Source organism: Streptomyces sp. NPDC104761, assembly GCF_055583445.1.
Map to the genome: position 1 here is coordinate 24228 of NZ_JBVJNZ010000002.1, position 17773 is coordinate 42000.

Sequence of the window (17773 nt, forward strand, 5' to 3'; positions counted from 1 at the left end):
CTGTCGTCTCTGCTTCCTGCCGGGACCGGCCGAACTCTGTGTCGGCCGGCCAGTGTATGCAGACCGTGCGACGGCGCCCTCGACGGCCGCGCGGTGCCACGCGGCACGGCTGTGCGGTTTTCCCCCGACTGCCTCCGACGGCGTCGACCGCCGGCCCCGTACTCAGCGCCCCTGCAGGTGCGCGGAGCTGGTGCGGGCCGAGCCGAGCTTGGCGTAGAGCTTGGCGCCTGGGCAGTCGGTGGCGTACCCGTCCCTGTGGCCGGAGATCACGTTCAGTCGTACGTTCTTCCCCTTTGGGTAGAGATTGCCACCCCCGGACTTCAGATATGTCTTTCCCTTCGGATTGGCCCCGGAGAGCCCGAGTTTCCAGGCGGTGAGCCTGGCGATGCCGGTCACGGCGGCCGCGGGCGGCTTGTGCGAACCGAAGGTGCCGATCACCGCGATACCCGTGCTGTTGTTGTTGAACCCGAGGGTGTGGGCGCCCCTGACGGCCTTCGCGGCTCCCCCGGCGCGGCCCTCGTAGATGGTTCCGCACTTGTCGACGAGGAAGTTGTAGCCGATGTCCCGCCAGCCCATGCTCACCACGTGGTAGCGGTAGATACTGCGGATGACGGACGGGGCGTCGGAACAGCGGTAACCGTTGCCGGAGTCGGTGTGGTGGACGAAGGCCGCCTTGACCTTCCCCGTGTAGACGAACCCCTTCTCGCGCAGCGACTCGTCGGCGCCCCAGCCGCGGCGGGTGACGATCCTCGGGCGCGGTCCGATGTGCGGCTTCGCGAGCGAGTCGGTGCCGCCGTTGAGCTCGCGCAGTTCGCGTTCGGTGTCCGCCCGGCTGAGCGCGGGGATCTCGGTGGCGGCGAAGGACACGAGGTCGGCGTTGACCGCGGCCGCCGAGTCGGCCCCGGTGTCGGTGCGCGGGCTGTCACCGGGCAGGCCCTCGGACGGGGCCTCGTCGCCGGGGTCGACGAGTTCCAGGCGCAGGCCGGCCGGGAGCAGGTCGCGTCCGACGCCGGGGCCGGGTCCGGCCTTGGCGCGTACGCGTACGTCGACTCCGTCCGAGGCGCCCACCCACAGGGGTGCGGTGGCGCCGCGCACCCGGCCGGAGGAGGCCTCCGCCGTGTCCGGGTCGGCGCCGTGGTCGGCGTTGTGCGTCTCGACGTCCTGCCAGCCCGACCAGTCGCCGGTGGCGGCGGACCGGGTGCGGACCTGGACCTGGCCGAGCAATTCGGTTCCGGGCTTGTCCCAGATGACGCCGACGAGTGAGAAACGCCGTACGTCGGTGCGGTAGGCGCCCTGTTCGGGGGCCTGGCCGAGGACTCGCTCGCGCGTGCGGGGGGTGAGGGGCAGCGACTGGGTGCTGCCGGGGAGGACCGTGGTGGCGGGGCGGGCAGTGGTCGTCGTGGCCCGGTTCGCGGGTGCGGCGACCGCGGACGGCACGTTCAGCACGGCCGGCGGGAGGGTGAGGGCCGCCGCGCAGGTGACGCCGATCGAGCAAGTCAGGAATCCACGCATGCCACCGATCTTGAACACAGTCAGATGAAAGTGCCCCTGGGGGAACTGACGGTCCGTCGGCAACCGCTACGCCGAACCGGTGGCCCCGTCGGCCGGTGCGGGCGCCGGGCGCGGCGTACCCTTGCGCGGGTGAACGCCACCGATCGCACCCCTGCCGACCTGCTGCGTTCCGCGCTCGCCGCGGATCCCGGACGCCCCCTGGTGACCTTCTACGACGACGCGACGGGCGAGCGCGTCGAATTGTCCGTGGCCACCTTCGCCAATTGGGTGGCGAAGACGGCGAATCTGTTGCAGACCGATCTCGCGGCGGGGCCGGGCGACCGGGTCGCCCTGCTGCTGCCCGCGCACTGGCAGACGGCCGTGTGGCTGCTGGCCTGTTCGTCGGTAGGTGCGATCGCGGACGTGGCCGGGGAGCCGGCGGCGGCCGACGTGGTCGTCAGCGGTCCGGACTCGCTGGAGGCGGCGCGGGCGTGCCGCGGGGAGCGGGTCGCTCTCGCGCTGCGGCCGCTGGGCGGGCGGTTTCCGCAGGTGCCGGAGGGGTTCGTCGACTATGCCGTCGAGGTGCCGAGTCAGGGGGACCGGTTCGTGCCGTTCTCCCCTGTGGATCCGGAGGAGCCCGCGCTGATCGTCGCGGGGGCGGAGCTGAGTGGCGCCGAGGTCGTGGAGCGGGCGCTCGGGGACGCGGCGGGGCTGGATCTGACCGGGCCGGGGTCGAGGTTGCTGTCGGGGCTGGGGTACGACACGTGGGAGGGGCTGAGCGCGGGGTTGTACGCGCCGCTCGCCGTCGGGGGGTCGGTGGTGCTGTGCCGGCATCTTGGCGAGCTGGGGGAGGAAGGGATCGCCAAGCGGATCGAGAGTGAGCGGGTTACGGCTTCCGCTCGCTGAGGTGGTGTTTCGGCTGCGGCTGGGTGGGGGCCGTTCGCGCAGTTCCTCCCCCAGCCTTCGGCCAGGGGTACCCCCAGCGCCCCCAAAAGGGTGGGACCAGGCCCCCGCGTCAGCAGCCGGCCGCCCCTTCGACAAGACCAGACACCCCCGCCAGCGGCCAACCGCTCCACGAGACCCGTTGCCCGCCTCCGCGCCCTGTCGCCCCCGGCGAGGCCAGCCGCCCGCATCGCCACCCCACCGCCCCTCGGTGGGACCGCTCACCCGCGTGGACCAGTTACCCCGGCTTCGGCTCTCGTGCCAGGGCACTGTTGAGGAGTGACCGACGTCGTAGGGGCATCCGCCACCGGGTCCGGGCTTGCCCGGCGGCGGCGTCGGCGTTGGGTGCGGGGGGTGGCGCTCGGGGTCGGCGTGGTGCTCGTGGGGGCCGTCGGCGGCGGCTGGGCGCTGTACGCCAAGCTGAGTCACAACATCACCGCCGACGAGGCGGCCGAGGCCGAGCTCGCCCGGTACGAGCGGGAGCGGCCCACCGCGCTGGTGCGGGGCGCGCAGAACATCCTGCTCATCGGGTCGGACACCCGTGCCGGTGACGGCAACGGCCGCTACGGCAAGGACTCGGGCACCGAACGCTCCGACACGACCATCCTGCTGCACCTCGCCCGCGACCGGCGCAGCGCCACCGCGGTCTCGCTGCCCCGGGACCTGATGGTGCACGTGCCCGGCTGCCTGCGCGCGGACGGGCGGCGCACCGAGCCCTCGTTCACGTTGTTCAACGCGGCCTTCGAAATGGGCGGTTCGGCCTGCACCATCCGTACCGTGGAGAAGCTCACGGACATCCGGATCGATCACCATGTCGTCGTCGACTTCAGCGGGTTCAAGGACATGGTCGACGCGATCGACGGGGTGCCGGTGTGCCTGAAGAAGCCGATCGACGACAAGGCGGCGAAGCTGCGGCTGCCCGCCGGGCGGGTCACCCTCGACGGGGAGCAGGCGCTGGGGTACGTGCGGGTGCGCAAGTCGCTCGGGGACGGCAGCGACACCGGGCGGATGGACCGCCAGCAGCAGTTTCTCGGGGCGCTCGTCAACAAGGTGCAGAGCAGTGACGTACTGCTGAACCCGGCGAAGCTCTACCCGCTGCTGGACGCCGCGACGTCCGCGCTCACCACCGATCCGGAGCTGGCCAGTCTGCGCGGGCTGTACCAGCTGGTCCGCGGGTTGCGGGACGTCCCGACCGACCAGGTGCAGTTCCTCACCGTGCCGCGGGAACCGTATGTGTACGACTCCAACCGGGACCAGTTGGTGGCGGGCAAGGCCGACGCGCTGTTCACGCTGCTGCGGGCGGACCGGCCGGTGAAGGTCGCCAGGAGGAGCACTTCCTCCGCCGGGGACTCCTCGGCGTCCGCGTTTCGCGGCAACACCGCCGCCGAGGACAGGTGCGAGTAAAGCACGCGCCAAGGCGGCGAACTTCCGTGCCGTTCGTTGTCAGTTAAATGAGACGGATTGCCCGGTTGTAGGGAGGATGAATTTGTCACTGGCGTCACTCGACGCTGAACTGGGCGGATAGTGTGAGCGCTCCGGTGCATCCGGCCGCGAGGTCCGTCCTGGGGTCGCGCACCGCGAAACGTGACCGAGCGCCTTGGTGGGGGGAAGGCGCCGCGTGGCCCCGACGGAGGATTCGGACAACCGTGGACGCGCAAGGCCGTGGGCGGGCGGACAACATCGATCCCGCAGACCAGTGGGTACTCAATCCGAACACCGGTGAATACGAACTGCGACTGACGCCTTCCGCACCGCAGTCGCCGGTACCGGGACCGCGCAGGCCGGCCTCGCCGGGCGCCGGCGCGGGTGGCACCCGGGAGACCGCGGGACCGGAGATCCCGGCGCAGCGCAGGCGGCGCGCCGAGCCCGAACCACCGGCGGGGCGGCGCTCGCGGCGGCAGCCGGTGAAGAAGAAGTCGAAGGCCAAGAAGGTCCTGCTGTGGACCGGCGGGACGATGGCCTTCGTGCTGGTCGCGGCCTCGGCCACCGCCTACCTCTACATCAAGCACCTCAACGACAACATCACGTCCGTCTCCGACGACGGCGCGAGCACCGGTGGCTTCAGCAAGGACAAGGCCATCAACCTGCTGATCATCGGCACCGACAAGCGGACGGGCTCGGGCAACGAGGGCTACGGCGACGCCGGCAGCGTCGGGCACGCCGACACCACGATCCTGCTGCACATCTCCAAGGACCGCTCGAACGCCACCGCGTTGAGCATCCCGCGCGACCTCATCGTCGACGTGCCCGACTGCCAGACGCAGCAGTCGGACGGGAGCGAGAAGGTCATCGCGGGCACGGAGAACGTCCGCTTCAACACCAGCCTCGGCCAGGACGGCCGTACCGCCAGCTGCACCGTGCGCACGGTGACCGAGCTGACCGGGATCCAGGCCGACAACTTCATGGTGGCCGACTTCAACGCGGTCAAGACCCTGACCGACGCGGTCGGCGGGGTCGAGGTGTGTCTCGCCAAGGACATCGACGACTCCGACTCGCACCTGAAGCTGTCCAAGGGCACCCACAACATCTCCGGCGAGACCGCGCTGGCGTTCGTGCGCACCCGGCATTCGGTCGGCTTCGGCGGCGACCTGAGCCGGATCCAGCTCCAGCAGCAGTTCCTGAGCGCCCTGATGCGCAAGCTCAGCTCCAACTCGACGCTCACCAGCCCGACCAAGCTGCTGAAGCTGGCCGAGGTCGGCACCAAGGCGCTCACCGTCGACTCCCAGCTGGACAGCATCGGCAAGCTGAAGGACCTCGGTCTGGAGCTCGGCAAGCTCAACCCGAAGAACCTGACCTTCACCACCATCCCGGTGCTGGACAACCCGGCGGAGAAGGTGAAGGCGACCGTCGTGCTCAACGAGACGAAGGCCCCCGCCGTGTTCCAGGCGATCAAGGACGACGTCTCCTTCACGGCCGTCAAGAAGAAGCAGGCGCAGGCCAGCAAGGACGCGGCCGCCGCCCGCCTGGAGGGCAGCAAGTCCGCGGCCTCCGCGGTGCGGGTGCGGATCCTCAACGGCGGGGCCCCGCCCGGCAGCGCCCAGGAGACCCTCAGCTGGCTGCAGAACCAGCAGGGCGTCCTCAAGTCGGAGAACGCCGGCAACGCGGACGCCGAACTCAGCAGGACCACCCTGGAGTACGCGCCCGACCAGGCCGACCAGGCGCGTGAACTGGCCAGTCTCATGGGGCTGTCCGGGTCGGCCATGAAGCCCGGCAAGAGCGTGATCAACTCCCAGGGCCTGCCCGCGATCACCCTGACCCTGGGCAAGGACTTCCAGGGGGCTGGGGTCTCCCTCACCACTCCGACAAAGGCGCCGGACGTGGACAGCAAGACGACGGCGGACAAGGTGACCTGCGCCAAGTAGGTCACTGCAACGGTGAGTTACGCCGCACGCGCGTCAAGTAACAGCGAATAAGCAGGTAACCCTATGGGTCCGTCACGCGTCTAACCGGGCGCGGGGCGGACCCGTGTGGTCCGTGTGACGTCCGACGGGGGGCGTGGCGGCGGGCCTGTGCGCGCAGGGCGCAGGGTGGGGAGGGCAGGGCGTTGACGCAGAGCGATGTGCGGGGGGAGGTGCCTGCGGTCGAGGACACGATGTCCCTCGCACCGAAGGCACACAGGGCACCGAAGGCACCGGGCACGCCTGGCGGCAGCGGCGGCGGGCCCCGCAAGGGCGGCCCGAACGGCGGCCGGGGGAAGCGCGGCCGGCGGGTGCTGCGCTGGTCGGCGACCGTGCTGTCGGTGGTGATCCTCGGTACGGCCGGCGCCGGTTACCTCTACTACCAGCACCTGAACGGCAACATCCACAAGGGCGAGCGCGACATCGGCGACGCCAAGGCGCGCAAGACGGCGGCCAACGCGGCCGGTCAGACGCCGCTGAACATCCTGCTGATCGGCTCCGACAGCCGTAACTCCGACGAGAACGTGAAGCTCGGCGGTGCCAAGTACGACCGGGGCAGCCCGCCGCTCGGCGACGTGCAGATGCTGATCCACCTGTCGGCGGACCGCAAGAGCGCGGCGATGGTGAGCATCCCCCGGGACACCCGCGTCGACATCCCCAAGTGCACGGACCCGAAGACCGGCAAGGTGTACCCGGCGACCAACACCATCATCAACGAGTCGCTGGCCCGCGGCGGCGCCGGCTGCACGCTGGCCACCTGGGAGAACCTCACCGGGGTCTACATCGACCACTGGATCACGATCGACTTCGCGGGCGTGGTGAACATGGCGGACGCCATCGGCGGCGTCGACGTCTGTGTGAAGCAGAACGTGTGGGACCGGCCGACGGCCGCGGTGCCCGGCGGCTCCGGGCTGAAGATGACGGCCGGCACGCACAAGGTGAAGGGCGAGAAGGCCCTGCAGTGGCTGCGCACCCGGCACGCCTGGGGCAGCGACCCGCTGCGGGCCAAGGCCCAGCACATGTACCTGAACTCGATGATCCGGACGCTGAAGGGGCAGAACGTCTTCACCGACACCGGCAGGCTGATGGACCTGGCCGAGGCGGCCACCAAGTCGCTGACGGTCTCCGAGGAGATCGGCACCCCGAAGAAGCTCTACGACCTGGGCATGCAGCTCAAGTCGGTGCCGACGGACCGCATCACCTCGCTCACGATGCCGAACCTCCAGGACCCGCAGAACAAGGACCACCTCGTACCGGACACCGCCAACGCCGACAAGATGTGGCAGATGCTCCGCGACGACGTGGCGTTCGACAAGAACGGCGGCGCCGAGAAGGACAAGAAGAAGACCACGGCGACCGCCCAGCCCGCCAAGGAGCCGTCCGTCTCCGCGGGCAGCCTCGGTGTGCAGGTGCGCAACGCCACCGGTACCGCCACCGAGGCCGCGGTCCCCGGCCGGGCCCGGACGCTCGCCCAGGAGCTGGCCGCCAAGGGCTACACCAGGGCGGCGGCGGACACCTCGGGAGCCGCGGAGTCGGTGGAGAAGACGGTGGTCCAGTACCCGAGCGCGGACCTGGAGGGCGACGCCCAGGCGGCCGCCAAGGCGCTGGGCATCCCCACGAGCCAGGTGCAGCAGACCACCGATGTGTCAGGCGTCACGCTCGTCGTCGGCGCCGACTGGCGGGAGGGGACGGCGTACCCGAAGCAGTCCGCGCCGAAGGCCGGTGACCTGCCGCAGAACACCGACGCGATCAACGGTTCGGACACCAAACAGTGCATGGACGTGTACGCGCCCTATCGCTGGTAGCGGGAGCACACAGGTCCGCACAGGCAGGCACAGCTGACTCCTAGACCTCTGCATGACACTGCCGCCGTGCCCCGCTGCCCGGGAGTTCCGGGTGCGGTGGCGGGTGCGAGCGGGAGGGCGGGCAAGGTGGTGCGCAGCAGTGTGCGGGGGGAGGTGTCCGACGTGGTGTCGGTCGAGGACACCACGTCTCCCGAGCCCCGGGACGGCGGGGGCCGGCGGAGCAGACGCGAGGCGGCGGGCGGTGACCGCAGACGCCGCAGACGCCGGATCGTGCGCTGGTCGGCCTCGGTCCTGGCGCTGGCCCTGGCCGGCGCCGCCACGGCCGGGTACCTGTACTACGAGCACCTCAACGGCAACATCAAGAAGGAGTCCCTGAACATCGGGGACGCCAAGGACCGCGCCACGAAAGCAAAGGCGAACGCGGCCGGTCAGACCCCGCTGAACATCCTGCTGATCGGCTCCGACGCCCGGGACACCGCCGAGAACCAGAAGCTGGGCGGCGCCAGGGACATCGGCACCGCGGCCCGCGCCGACGTCCAGATGCTGCTGCATGTGTCGGCCGACCGCACCAACATGTCGGTGGTGTCCATGCCCCGCGACACCCTGGTGGACATCCCCAGGTGCACCGACGCCAAGACCGGCAGGGTGTACGCGGCCACCGACGACACGATGACCAACGCCTCGCTGGAACGCGGCGGCCCGGGCTGCACGGTGGCCACCTGGGAGAAGCTCACCGGCATCCACGTCGACCACTTCATGATGGTCGACTTCTCGGGCGTGGTGTCCATGGCGGACGCGATCGGCGGGGTGCCGGTGTGCGTGGACGCCGACATCTACTCGCACACCTCCACCGGCCACGGCTCCGGTCTGAAGCTGAGGAAGGGCACCACCTCCGTCAAGGGCAAGCAGGCCCTGCAGTGGCTGCGCACCCGCTACGGCTTCGAGGACGGCAGCGACATAGCCCGGACCAAGGCCCAGCACATGTACATGAACTCGATGGTCCGCCAACTGCGCTCCAACGCCACCCTCGCCAGCCCCGACAAGCTCCTGGGGCTCGCCGAGACCGCCACCAAGGCGCTCACGGTCGACACCGGCCTCGGCTCGGTCACCAAGCTCTACGACCTGAGCAAGGAGCTGAAGAAGGTCCCCACCGACCGCATCACCATGACGACGATGCCGTTCGTGTACTCCTCCGACGGCAACCGCGTCCTGCCCAAGCCCACCGACGCGGCCAAGCTGTGGCGGCTGGTCCGCGAGGACGTCGCGCTGGACGGCAAGGACGAGAAGAAGACGACGACAACCACGCCGAAGGTCACCGACCAGGCGGCCGCCGACGACAGGATCGCCGTACAGGTGCAGAACGGCACGGAGAGCGGCACGGAGACCGCCGTCACCGGCCGGGCCGCCGCCGTCACCGAACTGCTCGTCGGCAAGGGCTTCACGAAGGCGGCGGCCGACACCTCGGCGCCGCTGAGCGAGGACCGGACGCTGGTGCGCTATCCGAGCGCGGACCTCGCGGGCGACGCCCAGCGGGTCGCGAAGGTCCTGGGCATCCCCACCGACCAGGTGAAGAAGTCCACCGGCGTCGACGGCGTCACGCTGGTCGTCGGCGCCGACTGGCGCTCGGGCAGCAAGTACACCGCCGCCGACGACACCACCCCAAAGTCGGCGAACGCTCTCAACGCCTCGGACACCAAGGCGTGCATGCACGTCGACCCGGACTACACCTGGTGAACGCCGGAATGCCGGTGCTCAGTTCGTGGAGGACGGGCTGAGCACCGCGGGCCGGCGGGACGCGATGACCCGCTTCGCCAGCGACCTGGGGCTGGTCAGGAAGCCGTACCCCCACGACATGTGCATGGTGGCGAGGGCGACCGGAATCTGCAGCCGTGCCTTCAGTGGCAGCCCCTTGCCGGCCGGGAGCGACCCGGCGACGATCGCCGCGAGATAGCCGCCCGGGACCACGAAGCCGAACGGGGTGACCAGCGCCCCGACGACGATCCCCGCGGCTATCGCGCACACCGCCACCGGCGGGGCGAGGTAGCGCAGGTTGATGGAGCCCTCGTGGTAGCGGGCGACGACGTGCCGCCAACGGCCGTAGTCCTTGTACTGCTTGGCGAGCGCCCGCACGCTCGGCCGCGGCCGGTACGACACCTTCAGCTCCGGCGAGAACCAGATCAGCCCGCCGGCCTCGCGGATCCGGAAGTTCAGCTCCCAGTCCTGGGCGCGGATGAACTCCTCGTTGTAGCCGCCCTGTTGCTCCAGCGCCTCGCGCCGGAAGACACCGAGGTAGACCGTCTCGGCGGAACCGGCCTGCCCACCCGTGTGGAAGGCCGCGTTCCCGACGCCGATCTTCGAGGTCATGGCCGCCGCGACCGCGTGCTCCCAGTCGTTCTCGCCCTCGGCGTGCATGATGCCGCCGACGTTCATCGCGCCGGTCTCCTCCAGGAGCCGCACCGCGGTGGCGATGTAGTTCGGCGAGAGCATGCCGTGGCCGTCGACGCGGACCACGATCGGGTGCCGGGAGGCCTTGATCGCGGCGTTCAGCGCGGCCGGGGTACGCCCGGTCGGGTTCGGGACGGTGTGCACGCGGGGGTCCTCGGCCACGAGCGCGGCGGCGATCTCGTCCGTGCGGTCCCTGGACGGACCGAGGGCGATGACGACCTCCAGCTCGCCGGCGTACTCCTGCGCGAGGATCGCTTGGACGGCCCCGCGCAGATGCCGCTCCTCGTCGAGGACGGGCATGATCACAGAGACTGCGGGGTGCCGCACGTCGGGCTTGGCGTTCATAGGAGGCTCACGTTACCGCGAACGGGGGACACCGGTGCGCGCCGCATCGGCGGTACCGCGGGCTGAAGGTCGTATCGGCCTACCGTGCTCACGGATCCCACGTACGGCCTCGTCCGGAGGTGTCCTTTGTCCGCCAGCCCGCCCCGGTCCCCCGCCCGGCCCGCCCCGCCGCAGCGCAGACCGCAGCCCACCCGTCAGGCCCCGCGGCCGCCGGTACGACCCAGCAGGCCCCGGCGGCCGCGCTGGGCCATGCGGGCGGTGACCACACTCTCGGTGGTGGTGCTGGCGTCGGCCGGGATCGGACACTCGGTGATGGCCGGCCTGGACGCGGACATCGCCCGGGTCGACCCCTTCAAGGACATGAAGAACCGGCCCGCCGCCGGCCACGGCATGAACGTCCTGCTGGTCGGCACCGACGGCCGCGACAAGATCACCGAGCGGGAGCGGCGCAAGTACCGGCTGGGTGGGGCGCCCTGCCACTGCACCGACACGATCATGATCGTGCACATCTCGGCGGACCGGGAGCGGGCCACCGTGGTCAGCCTGCCGCGCGACTCGTACGCCGAGATCCCCGCCCGTGTGGACGAGACGACGCACCGCACCTACCCGGCCCACCCCATCAAGCTGAACGCGGCCTACGCGGAGGGCGGCCCGCAGCTGACCGTCCGCACGGTCGAGGACATGACCCACCTGAAGATCGACCACTACCTGGAGGTCGACTTCATCACGTTCATGCGGACCGTCGACGTGCTCGGCGGGGTCCAGGTCTGCACCGCCCTGCCGTTGAAGGACTCCTACACCGGCCTGAACCTCTCCCCCGGCACGCACACCCTGGGCGGCGGCCAGGCCCTGCAGTACGTCCGCGCCCGGCACATCGACGCGGCGAGCGACCTGGGCCGGATGAAGCGGCAGCAGCGGTTCCTGGCGTCGCTGATCGAGCGGGCGACGTCGAGCGGCGTGCTGCTCAACCCGATCCGGTTCCGGGACGTGACGCGGGCGGTGCTGGGATCGGTACGGGCGGACACCGGGTTCGGCACGGACGAGCTGCTGGACCTCGGCCGGGCGATGCGCAACTTCTCCCCGTCCTCGTCCGAGTTCACGACCGTCCCCATCGGCCAGCTTGCGTACCCCGTGAAGGGCATCGGCTCGACGCTGAAGTGGGACCGGGCCGGGGCCGACCGGCTGTTCCGGTCCCTGCGCGACGACCAGCCGCTCGCTCCCGCGCCGGCCCCGGCGCCCGCGGCGTCGCCGAAGCCGCAGGGGCCGCCGCCGGCGACGGTGGAGGTGGCGCCGGCCACGATCCGGGTCCAGGTGGAGAACGGCACGGCCACGGCGGGGGTGGCGCGGCGGATGGACGCGGCGCTGGCGGCGACGGGCTTCGCGACGAACCACCGGCCGGTGACGGCCGCGCACCGCGACGTGAAGCGGACGGTGGTCTCCTTCGACCCGCGGTGGGACCGCTCGGCCCGGTCCCTGGCGGCGGCGCTCCCGGGCAGCGAGCTGCGGGCCGTGCCGGGGCTCGGGCCGGTGCTGCGGGTGACGGTGGGGGCGGACTTCAAGGGGGCGGTGCGGAAGGTACGGGTGGACGAGCCGGCACCGCAGGGGGCCGCTGCTGTCATCCGGGGGGACGAGAAGGTGTGCTGAGGGTCGTGTTTCGGCTGCCGCCCGGTGGGGGCTGGTCGCGCAGTTCCCCGCATCCCTGAAGGGGCGCACTGCGCGGCCGGCCACGACGGCTCGGCACGTGCTAGTCCGCGTACCCCTCCGCCACCCTGCGCTCGCGCAGCTCACGGATCTCCCGGCGCCTCGCCAGCCGGTGCGTGCGCCTGATCTGGGCCTCCTGGTAGCGCCGCCGGTCCCGGTCCGTCTCCGGCAGGACCGGCGGTACCCGGCGCGGCTTGCCGTCCGCGTCGACCGCCGCGAAGACGAGGTAGGCCGAGCCGACCTGGGTGGCGGGGGTCGACTCGTTCCAGCGCTCGGCGAGGACCCGGACCCCCACCTCCATCGACGTCCGGCCGGTCCAGTTGACCTGGGCCTTGACGTGGACGAGGTCGCCGACGCGGACCGGCTCGAGGAACGCCATCTCGTCCATGGACGCGGTGACGGCGGGACCGCCCGAGTGGCGCCCGGCGACCGCGCCCGCCGCGTCGTCCACGAGCTTCATGATCACACCGCCGTGCACCGTCCCGAGGAGGTTGGTGTCGCTGTGGGTCATGATGTGGCTCAGCGTGGTCCGGGACGCGGACGTCGGCTTGCCGGGTATATCGGATTCCGCCTCGGGGGCCTGGTCTGTCATGGCCCCCACCTTATGCCGAGGCGACAATCACGGAATTTGTGTCGGGTTCGCAACAGCGGTGCCCTGATTTTCCTACGGCCCTTGTAAGAGACACCGTGGCTGCCTGCACACTGGGGCCCATGAACGAATGGCCCGAGGGATGGTCGGACGGCAACCGCGGCAACCAATACGGCCGCGGTAGTGCGGGCGCGCAGCCCGAGGGCGCCCGCGTGATGCGCCAGGTACGGCGCGGAGAGCCGTCGGCACCGCCGTACGGCGCCCCGCAGCAGGGCGGCGGCTACGCCGGCGTCCCGCAGCAGCCGTCGTACAACAACGGGTACGACGACGGTGGCGGGTACGACGGCTACGACAGCGGCTACAACACCGGACATGTCTACGGCGGCGGCCCGGGGGGCGGTGGTCCCTCCGGCACGCGTGAGCGCGAACCGCGCCCGGCTCCCAACTGGCGCAAGCGGATCAAGTGGACCGCGATCGTCGTGGTGAGTGTGCTGGTCGTCACATCCGTCGCGACCTACTTCTGGGCCGACTCCAAGCTGCACCGGGACGTCGACCTGTCCAAGGTGATCGACCGGCCCGCGGCGGGCAAGGGCACCAACTACCTGATCGTCGGTTCCGACAGCCGCAAGGGCATGTCGGCCGAGGAGAAGAAGAAGCTGCACACGGGGTCGGCCGAGGGCCAGCGCACCGACTCGATGATGATCCTGCACGTCGGCGACAACGGCGACACCCTGGTCTCGCTCCCCCGTGACTCGAACGTGGTGATCCCCTCCTACAAGGGATCCACGTCCGGCAAGGTCTACCCGAACACCGGCCGCCAGACGAAGCTGAACGCGGCCTACGCCGAGGACGGCCCGACCCTCCTGGTCCGCACGGTCGAGTACAACACCGGCCTGCACATCGATCACTACGTGGAGATCGGCTTCGCCGGCTTCGCGGACATAGTGGACGCGGTCGGCGGTGTCACGATCACCATCGACAAGGGCTTCAAGGACAGCTACTCGGGCGCGAACTTCAAGGCGGGCAAGCAGACCCTGAACGGCGAGGAGGCCCTGGCCTTCGTCCGTACCCGGCACGCCTTCGCCGCGTCCGACCTGCAGCGCACCAAGAACCAGCAGAAGTTCCTGGCCGCCCTGGCCCACCAGGTGGCCACGCCGTCGACGATCCTGAACCCCTTCAAGCTCTACCCCACCCTCGGCGCGGGCCTGGACTCCCTCACCGTCGACAAGGACATGAGCCTGTGGGACCTGGCGTCGATGTTCTTCGCGATGAAGGACGTCAACGGCGGCGACGGCGTCTCGATGAACATGCCGGTCTCCGGCTCCACCGGCGGCAACCTCGTCTGGGACAAGGCGAAGGTGAAGACGCTGGTCGACGAGCTGAAGAACGACCAGAAGGTCACCGTCAGCGGCAACTAGGCCGGGCGGCGGCGAACGGCACCACATGGGGAAGGGCCCGGGCCCTTCCCCATCGCCGTGCTCGGTCGCGACGAGCGTCACATGGGCATGGTCGCCATGGAGCGGCACATCTCGGCGCAGCGGTGACACGCCTCCGCACAGCGCTTCATCTGCGGGTCGTCGGGCATGGACATACACGCCTCGGCGCACATGTCACACGCCTTTGCACACATCGCACACATCTCGGGCGAGAGCGGCGAACGCCGCATCATCATGTCGGCGCACATGCGGGTCGCCTCGGAGCAGTCCATGAGCGCGCGCATGATGCGCATGTGGGCCTGGCCGCCCTCCATCGACATGCAGGAGCTCAGGGTCTCCTCGCACATCGTGTGGGTGGCCATGCACATGTTGACGCACTCCTGCATCTGCTTGGACATGGCCGTCATGGGTCCGGTCTGGGTCATGGCTCCTCCAGGGGAAGGGAGAGGGCCCACTGCAGGCCCCGTACGTTTCCGTTCCTAAGCCCGACCGCCCGGTAGCGCCACCGGGACACGGCTGCGCGGGGCCACGGAAGGAGCCCTGTTCGTCTTCCCCGACCAGACTCGTCACAGCAGCTGAGGCAATCAGGTGGATCAGTCCTGGTTGCCGTGTCCGGTACGGGAGTTGAGCGTTCGGCCGCGTTCCCGAACCGGTGCGCGAGGCAATCGCACGACAACAGCCCCCGGCACCACGCCGGGGGCTGTGTTGTTTGTGCAGGTCAGTGGCTGTTCTCAGTGCGGCACCTGCAAGAACCCCGCTAGGGAAGGTTCCTCGCCATCACGATCCGCTGGACCTGGTTCGTGCCTTCGTAGATCTGGGTGATCTTCGCATCGCGCATCATGCGCTCGACGGGGTAGTCACGGGTGTAGCCGTAGCCGCCGAGGAGCTGGACGGCGTCCGTGGTGACCTCCATGGCGACGTCGGAGGCGAAGCACTTGGCCGCCGCGCCCTGGAAGGTGAGGTCGGCGTCGCCGCGCTCGGAGGCGGCCGCGGCCTGGTAGGTCAGGGCGCGGGCGGCGGCGATCTTCATGGCCATGTCGGCGAGCATGAACTGGATGCCCTGGAAGTCGGCGATCGGCTTGCCGAACTGCTTGCGCTCCTGGACGTAGCCCTTGGCGTAGTCGAGGGCGCCCTGGGCGACACCGAGGGCCTGGGCGGCGATGGTGATGCGGGTGTGGTCGAGGGTCTTCATCGCGGTGGCGAAGCCGGTGCCCTCGGCGCCGATCATGCGGTCGGCGGGGATGCGGACGTTGTCGAAGTAGACCTCGCGGGTCGGCGAGCCCTTGATGCCGAGCTTCTTCTCCGGCGCGCCGAAGGAGACGCCCTCGTCGGACTTCTCGACCACGAAGGCGGAGATGCCCTTGGAGCGCTTCTCGGGGTCGGTCACGGCCATCACCGTGTAGTACTCGGAGACGCCCGCGTTGGTGATCCAGCGCTTCACGCCGTTGAGGACGTAGTGGTCGCCGTCGCGGACCGCCTTCGTCTTCATGCCGGCCGCGTCGGAACCCGCCTCCGGCTCGGAGAGGCAGTACGAGAACATCGCGTCGCCCTTGGCCAGCGGCGTGAGGTACTTCTTCTTCAGGTCCTCGGAGCCGGAGAGGATCACCGGGAGCGAGCCCAGCTTGTTCACGGCCGGGATGAGGGAGGAGGAGACGCAGGCGCGGGCGACCTCCTCGATCACGATGACCGTGGCGAGCGCGTCGGCACCGGCCCCGCCGTACTCCTCGGGGACGTGCACGGCCTGGAGGTCGTTGGCGACCAGGGCGTCGAGCGCCTCCTGCGGGAAGCGGGCCTCCTCGTCCACCGCGGCGGCGTACGGGGCGATCTTCGCCTCGACCAGCGCGCGGACGACGTCCCGAAGCATGTCGTGCTCCTCGGACGGGCGGTACAGGTCGAAGTCAGCCGATCCGGCCAAGGTCTCTCACTCCAGACGCAGTGGTGCTGACGCTAATTACTGTTAAGTAACTCAAAGTTTAGAGCGCGGCCCACGGAACGGTGACGTGAGGTACGCGACAGCGGGAAAGTTGCCCGCAGGGGGGCCCGGTTATGCTCGGCCCCGCAGCAGCACCCATGTCCCCGAGCTGGAGCATTCCATGAGCCTCAAGATCACTGTGATCGGCACCGGCTATCTCGGCGCCACGCATGCCGCGGCCATGGCGGAGCTCGGCTTCGAGGTGCTCGGGCTCGACGTCGTACCCGAGAAGATCGCGATGCTGGAGCGCGGCGAGACCCCGATGTACGAGCCGGGGCTCGACGAGCTGCTGCGCCGGCACGTGGCGGGCTTCGAGGGCTCCTCCGGGCGGCTGCGCTTCACCACCGACTGGGCCGAGGTGGGCGCCTTCGGCGACGTCCACTTCGTCTGTGTGAACACCCCGCAGAAGCACGGCGAGTACGCCTGCGACATGTCGTACGTCGACTCCGCGATCGCGTCGCTGGCCCCGCATCTGACCGGGCCCGCGCTGGTCGTCGGCAAGTCGACGGTGCCGGTCGGCTCGGCGGAGCGGCTGGCTGTCTACCTCGCCGAGAACGCGCCGGCCGGCGCCGAGGCCGAGCTGGCCTGGAACCCGGAGTTCCTGCGCGAGGGCTTCGCCGTCCAGGACACCCTGCACCCGGACCGGATCGTGGTCGGCGTGCGCAGCGAACGCGCCGAGAAGCTGCTGCGCGAGGTGTACGCGACGCCGGTCGGCGAAGGTACGCCGTTCGTGGTGACCGACTTCCCGACGGCCGAGCTGGTGAAGACCTCCGCGAACTCCTTCCTGGCCACGAAGATCTCCTTCATCAACGCGATGGCGGAGGTGTGCGAGGCCGCGGGCGGCGACGTCGCCAGGCTGGCCGAGGCGATCGGGTACGACGACCGGATCGGGCGGAAGTTCCTGCGTGCCGGGATCGGGTTCGGCGGCGGCTGCCTGCCGAAGGACATCCGCGCCTTCATGGCCCGTGCGGGTGAGCTGGGCGCCGACCAGGCGCTGACGTTCCTGCGCGAGATCGACTCCATCAACATGCGGCGCCGCGGCCAGATGGTCGAGATGGCCCGGGACGCGCTGGGTGGCGGGTCCTTCCTCGGGAAGCGGGTCGCGGTGCTCGGCGCGACCTTCAAGCCGGACTCGGACGACGTCCGGGACTCGCCCGCGCTGAACGTGGCCGGGCAGATCCATCTGCAGGGCGGCCAGGTGACGGTGTACGACCCGAAGGGCATGGCCAACGCACTGCGGCTGTTCCCGACGCTGGGCTACGCGGAGACTGCTCTGGAAGCCGTGCGGGGGGCCCATGTCGTGCTGCACCTGACCGAGTGGCGGGAGTTCCGGGAGCTGGACCCGGCGGCGCTTGGAGAGGTGGCCACGGAGCGGGTGATCCTCGACGGGCGTAACGCGCTGGAGCCGGAGCTTTGGCGCCGGGCGGGGTGGACGTATCGCGCGATGGGCCGTCCGACCGCCTGAGCCTGCGGGTCCGTGGGGGCTGAGCGCGCGCAGTTCCTCCCCCAGCACCCCTGAAGAGGCGAACGACACCGGTTCGGCCGAGGCTCAGTCGGCCGAACCGGTGTCTTGTTGCATTCTGCACCACGCGGCACGTGCGCATCCGGTGAACCGGCTCGGCGCATTCGCTGCCTTCGCATACACCTAC

General features: G+C 70.3%; 13 protein-coding genes. 8 read left to right on the plus strand and 5 right to left on the minus strand.

What is annotated here, in order from left to right; genetic code table 11:
- Nucleotides 1-162: 162 nt before the first annotated feature.
- On the minus strand, nucleotides 163-1512 hold the full coding sequence (locus ACZ63F_RS06670; RefSeq protein ID WP_469709389.1) for a peptidoglycan recognition protein family protein: 1350 nt from the start codon (nucleotides 1510-1512) through the stop codon (nucleotides 163-165).
- Between the two features lie 129 nt (nucleotides 1513-1641).
- Between ACZ63F_RS06670 and ACZ63F_RS06675 the strand changes: the two genes are divergently transcribed.
- The 5 genes from ACZ63F_RS06675 to ACZ63F_RS06695 all read left to right on the plus strand — a co-directional run bounded on the left by ACZ63F_RS06675 (nucleotide 1642) and on the right by ACZ63F_RS06695 (nucleotide 9370).
- Complete coding sequence (locus tag ACZ63F_RS06675) at nucleotides 1642-2397, plus strand: TIGR03089 family protein (RefSeq protein ID WP_469709391.1); 756 nt, start codon at nucleotides 1642-1644, stop codon at nucleotides 2395-2397.
- A 315-nt stretch (nucleotides 2398-2712) separates the two neighbouring features.
- Complete coding sequence (locus ACZ63F_RS06680) at nucleotides 2713-3837, plus strand: LCP family protein (protein WP_469709393.1); 1125 nt, start codon at nucleotides 2713-2715, stop codon at nucleotides 3835-3837.
- A 242-nt stretch (nucleotides 3838-4079) separates the two neighbouring features.
- On the plus strand, nucleotides 4080-5795 hold the full coding sequence (locus ACZ63F_RS06685) for an LCP family protein (RefSeq protein WP_469709395.1): 1716 nt from the start codon (nucleotides 4080-4082) through the stop codon (nucleotides 5793-5795).
- Nucleotides 5796-6025: 230 nt separating this feature from the next.
- Entirely contained in the window at nucleotides 6026-7636 is a 1611-nt protein-coding gene (locus ACZ63F_RS06690; RefSeq protein WP_469709942.1) for an LCP family protein, read from the plus strand.
- A gap of 126 nt (nucleotides 7637-7762) precedes the next feature.
- Nucleotides 7763-9370: an LCP family protein gene (locus ACZ63F_RS06695; RefSeq protein WP_469709396.1), complete on the plus strand. Its 1608-nt coding sequence runs from the start codon at nucleotides 7763-7765 to the stop codon at nucleotides 9368-9370.
- 18 nt (nucleotides 9371-9388) lie between these two features.
- Here ACZ63F_RS06695 and ACZ63F_RS06700 read toward each other — a convergent pair whose 3' ends face one another.
- Nucleotides 9389-10426, minus strand: coding sequence for a glycosyltransferase family 2 protein (locus ACZ63F_RS06700; RefSeq protein ID WP_352366466.1), 1038 nt, complete (start codon nucleotides 10424-10426; stop codon nucleotides 9389-9391).
- A 126-nt stretch (nucleotides 10427-10552) separates the two neighbouring features.
- On the opposite strand from ACZ63F_RS06700, the gene ACZ63F_RS06705 reads away from it, so the two are divergent.
- Nucleotides 10553-12070, plus strand: coding sequence for an LCP family protein (locus ACZ63F_RS06705; RefSeq protein WP_469709397.1), 1518 nt, complete (start codon nucleotides 10553-10555; stop codon nucleotides 12068-12070).
- Between the two features lie 100 nt (nucleotides 12071-12170).
- On the opposite strand, the gene ACZ63F_RS06710 is transcribed toward ACZ63F_RS06705, so the two are convergent.
- A complete protein-coding gene (locus tag ACZ63F_RS06710) occupies nucleotides 12171-12719 on the minus strand; it encodes an acyl-CoA thioesterase (RefSeq protein WP_350783327.1) in 549 nt (182 codons plus the stop codon).
- Nucleotides 12720-12838: 119 nt separating this feature from the next.
- Here ACZ63F_RS06710 and ACZ63F_RS06715 point away from each other — a divergent pair, with 119 nt between their 5' ends.
- Entirely contained in the window at nucleotides 12839-14134 is a 1296-nt protein-coding gene (locus ACZ63F_RS06715; RefSeq protein WP_469709400.1) for an LCP family protein, read from the plus strand.
- Nucleotides 14135-14211: 77 nt separating this feature from the next.
- Here the strand turns inward: ACZ63F_RS06715 and ACZ63F_RS06720 are convergent, their stop codons facing one another.
- A complete protein-coding gene (locus ACZ63F_RS06720) occupies nucleotides 14212-14577 on the minus strand; it encodes a four-helix bundle copper-binding protein (protein ID WP_469709401.1) in 366 nt (121 codons plus the stop codon).
- Nucleotides 14578-14909: 332 nt separating this feature from the next.
- Nucleotides 14910-16067 (minus strand): acyl-CoA dehydrogenase, encoded by a 1158-nt coding sequence (locus ACZ63F_RS06725; protein ID WP_352365335.1) that lies wholly within the window; start codon nucleotides 16065-16067, stop codon nucleotides 14910-14912.
- 178 nt (nucleotides 16068-16245) lie between these two features.
- Here ACZ63F_RS06725 and ACZ63F_RS06730 point away from each other — a divergent pair, with 178 nt between their 5' ends.
- Entirely contained in the window at nucleotides 16246-17589 is a 1344-nt protein-coding gene (locus tag ACZ63F_RS06730) for a UDP-glucose dehydrogenase family protein (protein WP_469709403.1), read from the plus strand.
- Nucleotides 17590-17773 lie beyond the last annotated feature (184 nt).